At 44.1% G+C, this 7927-nt stretch carries 6 protein-coding genes and 1 other annotated feature; of the genes, 5 read left to right on the top strand and 1 reads right to left on the bottom strand.

What is annotated here, in order from left to right; all coding sequences use genetic code 11:
- Window positions 1-462: 462 nt before the first annotated feature.
- Window positions 463-1422 (bottom strand): YaaC family protein, encoded by a 960-nt coding sequence (locus CHI10_RS21900; protein ID WP_095246253.1) that lies wholly within the window; start codon window positions 1420-1422, stop codon window positions 463-465.
- Between the two features lie 112 nt (window positions 1423-1534).
- On the opposite strand from CHI10_RS21900, the gene guaB reads away from it, so the two are divergent.
- The 5 genes from guaB (at window position 1535) to serS (ending at window position 7832) form a co-directional block, all read left to right on the top strand.
- Window positions 1535-2998, top strand: a complete 1464-nt coding sequence (gene guaB, locus CHI10_RS21895) for an IMP dehydrogenase (RefSeq protein ID WP_095246252.1) — start codon at window positions 1535-1537, stop codon at window positions 2996-2998.
- 273 nt (window positions 2999-3271) lie between these two features.
- Window positions 3272-4576, top strand: coding sequence for a D-alanyl-D-alanine carboxypeptidase family protein (locus CHI10_RS21890; protein WP_286137559.1), 1305 nt, complete (start codon window positions 3272-3274; stop codon window positions 4574-4576).
- Window positions 4577-4737: 161 nt separating this feature from the next.
- Window positions 4738-5619, top strand: coding sequence for a pyridoxal 5'-phosphate synthase lyase subunit PdxS (gene pdxS, locus CHI10_RS21885; protein WP_035333469.1), 882 nt, complete (start codon window positions 4738-4740; stop codon window positions 5617-5619).
- Window positions 5620-5630: 11 nt separating this feature from the next.
- Window positions 5631-6218 carry a pyridoxal 5'-phosphate synthase glutaminase subunit PdxT gene (gene pdxT, locus CHI10_RS21880; protein WP_095246250.1) on the top strand — a complete coding sequence of 196 codons (588 nt, stop codon included), beginning with the start codon at window positions 5631-5633 and terminating at the stop codon, window positions 6216-6218.
- A gap of 61 nt (window positions 6219-6279) precedes the next feature.
- Window positions 6280-6504 (top strand) — a binding site (T-box leader).
- 50 nt (window positions 6505-6554) lie between these two features.
- On the top strand, window positions 6555-7832 hold the full coding sequence (serS, locus tag CHI10_RS21875) for a serine--tRNA ligase (protein WP_095246249.1): 1278 nt from the start codon (window positions 6555-6557) through the stop codon (window positions 7830-7832).
- Window positions 7833-7927 lie beyond the last annotated feature (95 nt).

Raw genomic sequence — 7927 nt, 5'->3', positions numbered from 1 at the left:
TTTATATTGAAAAGTGCAGTTATGCGTCACTTCGGCCAGCAATTGCGTCACTTTTTAGGGATATGCGTCACTATGGCACCGATATGCGTCACTTTCATGCTATATGCGCCAGAATCAAATTATATGCGCCACTCCTTATTCTGCCGTCTGTTTTAAAAGCTAAATCTGTTCTTTATGTAGATGAATTGTGCCAATATAAGATAAACTCTAAAACATGCTAGATAAATCAAAAATCCTGTTAGATAAATTCAAAAACCTGCAAGATAAAACCCAAAACATGCTAGATAAACTCCAAAACCTGTTAGATATACCGCCAAGCTATGCTTCTTGCCTGAAGAAACAGCCGGCCACCACATTAAATTCAAACACCCCCGCACTCCTCCTCTTCCAAACACCCAAAACAAAACGACAAATGCAGCCTCACAATTGAAATCCGAAGCCAGCATATCCCCAAATGAAGCCTTACTGCTTCATATCAGCCAAATACTGATAAATCAAATACGGCCCCTTTAAAGCCGTAATTTGAAGGAAAGTTTGAATAAACGGATAGTCTTTATTCGGCATCATTTTGATGAGTTCGCTCCACCATTCAGTTTCATAGCGGGCAATCATGCTTAAGTTATACAGCAGCAGATAATGAATCAGAAGTTCAGGGAAATCAATCAATTCATCTTTAGCCAGCGGGAAGAAGAACTTTCCAGCATCCGGACTATATCGTAAGGGCTTGAAATTATATGTATTCAAATTTTCCATTTTGAATTTTAACGCTGACCCCTCTGATTCCTGAAAGCTTATATGAGAGTCTGATTTTGACTTTAGATACTCCACAAAACGGGACTCGGTCATATGAAAGCGATCAAGGATTACCTTGGGCAAAATCAATTCATCCTTTTCCAGCCCTGCTTCGAGAAAAGTCATACGGCCCTCCGTCTGGCTGTACAAATCATTAAGCTCCGGAATCTGTCCAAATAACTCTCCCATTGTTGTTTTTTCGCCTTCCAAATGTTTCATGTGAAACAACTTTTCCCCCATATAAGGGAAAAGCCCGCTTTTTTGAAATTTCACTTCATCCTGAAAAAAATTATATTGCTGCTTTTTTCTTTTCCGGGTAGATACCCCGTGTGCCAAAACCGAAGTAGTCTCGGGATAATTAGGATCTACAGTCAGTATGCAAGCCTTCACAAGGTGAACCAGTCCGTAAAAAAAGAGAATCGGCTTGATGACCAATGGTGCCTTCTCTGCCTGCTCATAGTATACTTGCCCGTGTTCTAGATAGTATATAAAAGGGTAACTGTTTTCATAGCTCTTTTGTTCAGCCTGATCCAGGTTTTGCTTTTGGTAGCATTTTTTTAAAAATTCCTGTGATGTGTTCGCAGAAAAAAAATACAAAAAGGAGCTTTTAAAATCAAATGGATGTATCACTATAAGTCCTCCGAATCTTTTGAAAAATCCAACATATTAATCCGTCCTTGACAGTATTTTGTCCAATTGATAACCTACTAATAATATTTTCGAGTCCAGGAGGTCAAAAAAGATGTGGGAAACTAAGTTTGCTAAAGAAGGTTTAACTTTTGATGATGTTTTACTGGTTCCATCGAAATCAGAGGTGCTTCCTCGTGATGTCAGCCTTAAAGTTAATTTGACTGAAAAGATTGCACTCAACATTCCAGTGATCAGTGCCGGAATGGATACGGTAACTGAAGCAGAAATGGCGATCGCTATGGCGCGCCAGGGCGGTTTGGGAGTTATCCATAAAAACATGTCCATAGAACAGCAGGCTGATCAGGTGGATAAAGTAAAACGTTCAGAAAGCGGCGTTATTACGGACCCATTCTTTCTCACTCCAGAACAGCAGGTATTTGACGCAGAGCATCTAATGGGCAAATACCGGATTTCCGGTGTGCCTATCGTCAACAATACTGAGGAACTGAAGCTTGTTGGCATTCTGACAAACCGTGACCTCCGATTCATTCAGGACTTTTCGATAAAAATCTCTGATGTAATGACAAAGGAAAACCTTGTAACGGCTCCGGTTGGAACCACATTGGATGAAGCAGAAAAGATTCTCCAGAGGTATAAAATTGAAAAATTGCCGCTGGTAGATGATGAAGGTGTTTTAAAAGGGTTAATCACCATTAAAGATATTGAAAAAGTTATTGAGTTTCCTAACTCGGCAAAGGATGAGCGCGGTCGCCTGCTGGCAGGTGCAGCAGTTGGTGTAACCGGTGATACGATGAAGCGCGTTGAAATGCTTGTGAAATCAGATGTGGATGTGATCGTAGTGGATACGGCACACGGACATTCAAAAGGCGTGCTTGATACCGTACGCGAAATCAGAAATACTTATCCGGATCTGGCCATTATTGCCGGAAACGTTGCGACAGCTGAAGCGACAAAGGATTTGATTGAAGCAGGTGCCGATATTGTAAAAGTGGGAATCGGACCTGGGTCGATTTGTACAACACGCGTTGTTGCAGGTGTAGGGGTACCGCAGATCACAGCTGTTTATGACTGTGCAACCGAAGCACGCAAGCATGGCAAGTCCATTATTGCTGATGGCGGAATTAAATATTCAGGGGATATCGTGAAAGCATTGGCAGCCGGCGGACATGCTGTTATGCTTGGCAGCCTTCTTGCCGGTGTTTCTGAAAGCCCGGGCGAAACGGAAATTTTCCAGGGACGCCGCTTCAAGGTATACAGAGGAATGGGTTCTGTTGCAGCTATGGAAAAAGGCTCAAAGGACCGTTACTTCCAGGAAGATAATAAAAAGTTTGTTCCAGAGGGTATTGAAGGGCGCATTGCATATAAAGGTCCTTTATCCGATACCATTTACCAGCTTATCGGCGGTATCCGTTCCGGAATGGGCTATTGCGGAACAAAAGATCTTCACGAGCTTCGTGAAAATGCCCAATTCATTAAAATGACTGGTGCAGGCCTGAGAGAAAGTCATCCGCATGATGTACAGATTACAAAAGAAGCACCAAACTACTCGATGTAATTCATCAACATTGCTGGCGAAAAACAGCAATTAGAGCAGAAGAGGGAAACCTCTTCTGCTTATTTTTATGCCCAGGAATTGATACTAGGAAAATATCAGTGCAAGCAAGTGGGTCAATCATGCCACAAGAGAGGCAGGAATAGGTAATTACTCTATCTATTCTTTGAATCAGAGTTATGATAAAATAACAAAAGTGTATTAAAACGTTGGAGGGCAGTAAAATTGAAGAAAACATTATACCGTAAGTCTATCGCTGGATTCCTTGCCTTGGTCATGATATTAGGTCTTTTACCTGGTATACATAAAGCACATGCGGAAGATATTTTAAATATCAATGCCGATGCTGCTATTTTAGTAGATGCAGAGACCGGAAAGATTTTATATCAAAAAAATGCGGATAAAGTACTGGGCATTGCCAGTATGACGAAAATGATGACAGAATACCTGCTTCTTGAAGCCGTTGAAAAAGGCAAAGTGAAGTGGGATCAAGAATACGCAGTAAGTGAATATGTATGGAAAGTTTCTCAGGACCGTGCTTTATCGAATGTCCCGTTAAGAAGAGACGGCAAATACAATATCCGTGAATTGTATGAAGCCATGGCTATCTACTCTGCGAATGGCGCAACGATTGCGATTGCAGAAACGATTGCCGGTTCAGAAACCAACTTTGTTAAAATGATGAACGAAAAAGCGGCAGAGCTTGGGCTGAAAGACTATAAATTTGTTAATTCCAGCGGCCTGAATAACCGCGATTTAAAGGGTTCCCCTCCAGCAGGCGGCCCTGAGGAAGAAAACGTAATGTCAGCAAGAGATACAGCTATTCTGGCTAAAGAATTGATTAACAGGTTCCCGGAAGTGCTGGAAACGGCAAGTACCCCTAGAAAGACCTTCAGAGAGGGTACAGATGATGAAATTAAAATGGAAAACTGGAACTGGATGCTTCCTGAGCTGGTATATGGCTATGAAGGGGCAGATGGCCTTAAAACAGGTACAACTGACTTTGCCGGATACTGCTTCACAGGTACAGCCCTGAGAGACGGCAACCGCTACATCAGTGTGGTTATGAACGCTAAAGGAGCGAATGGCCAGGCTACTTATAAATCCAGATTCGATGAAACCAAGAAAATGTTCAACTTCGGTTTCACCAACTTCACGAAAGAAGAAATCGTTCCTGCCAAACATCAGGTGAAAGGCCAGAAAACAGTGCCTGTTACAAAAGGAAAAGAAGATAAAGTGAAGATTTCTTCTAAAGATGCCATCGAAATGGTTATGAGAAATGGGGAAAAGGAAAACTTTAAGCCCGTTCTTGTTCTGGATAAAAAGAAATTAAATGAAAATGGTGAATTGACTGCTCCAATTAAAAAGGGAGAAAAGGTCGGCTACTTAACGATCGAGTCTAAAGAGGACGGGAAGCTTGAGTTCCTGTCTGATAAAGGGAAAGGCAATATCCAGGTGGATGTTGTAGCCGCTGAAAGTGTTGAAAAAGCAAACTGGTTCGTGCTGACTATGCGCAGCATCGGAGGTTTCTTTGGTGACCTATGGGGTAGTGTTTCCTCAACTGTAAAAGGTTGGTTTTAAGAAAAAGGGCTTTCCTGTCTTGACAGGAGCCCTTTTTCATTGCATATTTTCAATAGGGAAAATTCCGAGTAAAGTAATCTATTTTCCTTTTTTTGAAAAGTTATTTTTATCATAATATTTAACCCATCCAGAGCAGATGGTATTTACGAAGGGGGATAAACATGAAGACAGGTACAGATCGTGTTAAACGGGGAATGGCAGAAATGCAAAAAGGCGGCGTTATTATGGACGTCGTTAACGCTGAGCAGGCAAAAATCGCAGAAGAAGCTGGTGCAGTAGCAGTTATGGCACTTGAGCGCGTTCCTTCTGATATCCGTGCAGCCGGCGGGGTGGCGCGTATGGCAGATCCGCGCATTATGGAAGAAGTAATGGGAGCAGTTTCAATCCCTGTAATGGCAAAAGCGCGTATCGGCCATATTGTAGAAGCTCGTATACTTGAAGCGATGGGTGTCGATTACATAGATGAGAGTGAAGTTTTAACTCCTGCTGATGAAGAATACCATTTGAATAAAAGAGACTACACTGTTCCATTCGTTTGCGGATGCCGTGATTTAGGCGAAGCAGCACGCCGTATTGGCGAAGGTGCTTCCATGCTTCGCACAAAGGGTGAGCCTGGGACTGGAAACATTGTTGAAGCTGTGCGCCATATCCGCAAGGTGAATGCACAGGTGCGCAAGGTTGTCGGCATGAATGAAGATGAGTTAATGACAGAAGCTAAGCTTCTGGGAGCGCCATATGAGCTTCTTTTGGAAATCAAGAGCCTTGGACGCCTTCCAGTCGTAAACTTCGCAGCCGGCGGCGTTGCAACCCCTGCAGATGCAGCTCTAATGATGGAGCTTGGTGCTGACGGTGTGTTCGTAGGTTCAGGTATCTTCAAATCTGAAAACCCTGCGAAATTTGCACGTGCGATTGTGGAAGCAACTACACATTATCAGGACTACAAACTAATTGCTGAACTTTCAAAAGAACTTGGCACACCGATGAAGGGAATCGAAATTTCTTCATTGGCTCCTGAAGCTCGTATGCAGGAGCGCGGCTGGTAAGGAGAATAGATATGATAAAGGTTGGAGTATTAGGGCTGCAGGGTGCTGTCAGAGAGCATGTGCTATCGGTAGAAGCATGCGGCGCAGAAGCTGTGGTCATCAAACGCAAAGAGCAGCTTGATGAGGTGGACGGGCTGATCCTGCCTGGCGGCGAGAGCACGACCATGAGACGCCTCATTGATAAATATGATTTTATGGACAGCCTTAAGGAGTTTGCCCAATCAGGAAAGCCGATGTTCGGTACATGTGCCGGGCTGATTCTCCTTGCAAAACACATTATTGGCTATGATGAACCTCATATTGGTGTAATGGATGTCCGGGTGGAAAGAAATTCATTCGGCCGCCAGCGTGAAAGCTTTGAGGCTGATCTGGATATTGCCGGAGTGGCAGAAGACTTTGCGGCCGTCTTTATTCGTGCGCCGCATATTGTCGAGGCGGGAGAAAATGTTGAAATCCTAGCCAAGCACAATGGCCGGATTGTGGCCGCGCGCGAAGGCAGATTCCTCGGGTGCTCCTTCCATCCGGAACTGACGGAAGACCATCGCCTGACAGGCTATTTTGTTGAAATGATTAAAGAGTCCAAGCAATTAGCAATTTGAATATTTTGGTTGCAAATGGAACATAATTGTAGTACATTATGAATTACAAAATTCTTATAGCTGAAAAGCAATGAGAGGAACTAGTAACAGGAACTTTGTTCTGTAGAGAGCCGGTGGCTGGTGTGAACCGGTGAATAAACCCTGTGAATCCATCCTCGAGCAAAGCATGGAACACCCGGTATTTTCCGGGAAAAGTAAATGCTTTCGGTTAAAACCGTTATGGATTTAAGGTGGAAAGCTTATGCTTTCAACTAGGGTGGCAACGCGGGTAACTCTCGTCCCTTTTTGGGGACGGGAGTTTTTTGTGTTCTAAATTATTTTTCAGGAGGTAAAAAAATGCTGGACATTAAATTTTTGAGAGCCAATTTTGAAGAAGTGAAAAACAAGCTTCAGAACCGCGGCGAGGATTTGACGGATCTCGGAAAATTCGAGGATCTGGATGTGAAAAGACGTGAATTGATTGTAGAAGCGGAACAGCTGAAGAGCAAAAGGAATGAGGTATCCCAGCAGGTTGCAGCCTTGAAGCGCGAAAAGCAGGATGCAGACCATTTAATCACAGAAATGAGAGAGGTTGGCGACAAAATTAAAGCATTGGATGAGGAGCTCCGCACGGTCGAGGAAGAATTGGACCAGTTGCTGCTGAGCATCCCGAACATTCCGCATGAAAGCGTGCCTGTCGGTGAAACCGAAGACGATAATGTGGAAGTCCGCAAATGGGGGGAAGTCCGTGACTTCGATTTCGAACCAAAGCCGCACTGGGATGTAGCGACAGATCTTGACCTGCTTGATTTCGAGCGTGCCAGCAAAGTAACAGGCAGCCGCTTTGTCTTCTATAAGGGTCTTGGAGCCCGCCTTGAGCGTGCACTTTTCAACTTCATGCTTGATTTGCACACAGACGAACATGGCTATAAGGAAGTTCTTCCTCCGTACATGGTCAACCGTGCAAGCATGACAGGAACAGGACAGCTTCCGAAATTTGAAGAAGATGCGTTCCTGATTGAAAGCGAGGATTACTTCCTGATTCCAACTGCCGAGGTGCCTGTCACCAATATGCACAGGGAAGAAATTCTGAATGCAGATGAGCTTCCGATTAACTATGCGGCATTCAGTGCATGCTTCCGTTCTGAAGCAGGGTCTGCCGGCCGTGATACACGCGGGCTGATCCGCCAGCATCAGTTCAACAAGGTAGAGCTTGTGAAGTTTGTGAAGCCTGAAGAGTCTTATGATGAGCTTGAAAAACTGACTGGACACGCAGAAAAAGTCCTTCAGCTGCTTGGCCTGCCATACCGTGTGATGAGCATGTGCACAGGCGATCTTGGATTCACAGCTGCAAAGAAATACGATATCGAGGTTTGGATCCCAAGCTATAACACGTACAGAGAAATTTCTTCTTGCAGTAACTTCGAAGGATTCCAGGCAAGACGCGCCAATATCCGCTTCCGCCGCGAGGCAAAGGGCAAGCCGGAGCATGTGCACACCTTGAATGGATCCGGCCTTGCGATCGGCCGCACGGTGGCAGCCATCCTGGAAAATTACCAGCAGGCTGACGGAAGTGTTATCATTCCGGAAGTACTTCGTCCGTATATGGGCAATCGGGAAGTTATTAAGCCTTAATGAGAAATCTCGGAGCGGAATTTTTCCGCTCTATTTTTTTATAAAAATAATGTTGACATCTTTTTTAAGGGATGATATAGTATTTCTTGTCGATA

This window comes from Bacillus sp. 7894-2 (assembly GCF_002272225.1).
Lineage (GTDB): Bacteria > Bacillota > Bacilli > Bacillales > Cytobacillaceae > Cytobacillus.
This window is presented reverse-complemented; position numbering and strand designations above follow the sequence as displayed.

Excerpts from the sequence above, each read along its gene's own strand:
- guaB (WP_095246252.1), top strand. The coding sequence starts at position 1,535 with ATGTGGGAAACTAAGTTTGCTAAAGAAGGTTTAACTTTTGATGATGTT.
- CHI10_RS21890 (WP_286137559.1), top strand. The coding sequence starts at position 3,272 with ATGATATTAGGTCTTTTACCTGGTATACATAAAGCACATGCGGAAGAT.
- pdxS (WP_035333469.1), top strand. The coding sequence starts at position 4,738 with ATGAAGACAGGTACAGATCGTGTTAAACGGGGAATGGCAGAAATGCAA.
- pdxT (WP_095246250.1), top strand. The coding sequence starts at position 5,631 with ATGATAAAGGTTGGAGTATTAGGGCTGCAGGGTGCTGTCAGAGAGCAT.
- serS (WP_095246249.1), top strand. The coding sequence starts at position 6,555 with ATGCTGGACATTAAATTTTTGAGAGCCAATTTTGAAGAAGTGAAAAAC.